Annotated in this window: 1 protein-coding gene; it reads left to right on the forward strand. The window is 69.9% G+C overall.

What is annotated here, in order from left to right:
• Positions 1–7: 7 nt before the first annotated feature.
• Complete coding sequence (locus tag BOQ64_RS25000; RefSeq protein WP_410494876.1) at positions 8–211, forward strand: PAS domain-containing protein; 204 nt, start codon at positions 8–10, stop codon at positions 209–211.
• The last annotated feature ends 58 nt before the right edge of the window (positions 212–269 follow it).

Here is a 269-nt window from a genome sequence, read left to right on the forward strand (position 1 = left end):
CGGACCGATGGCACTGGCCGCGGTGCATCCGCAGGACATGACCTGGCTGATGGACCACATGCTCCGGGCCGTCCGGTCCGGTGGACTGGTGCTGGCCGAGTACCGCGTGTTCAAGACGGACGGCTCCGTGCGATGGCTCCTCAGCCGCGGACGGACGCATCGGGACGCGCCGGACCGATGGCACTGGCCGCGGTGCATCCGCAGGACATGACCTGGCTGATGGACCACATGCTCCGGGCCGTCCGGTCCGGTGGACTGGTGCTGGCCGA

The sequence above is a fragment of the Chryseobacterium sp. CH25 genome, assembly GCF_004119455.1.
Classification (GTDB): domain Bacteria; phylum Bacteroidota; class Bacteroidia; order Flavobacteriales; family Weeksellaceae; genus Chryseobacterium.

What these genes read in the sequence shown, in the direction of transcription:
- BOQ64_RS25000 (WP_410494876.1), top strand. Translation starts at nt 8, where the DNA reads ATGGCACTGGCCGCGGTGCATCCGCAGGACATGACCTGGCTGATGGAC.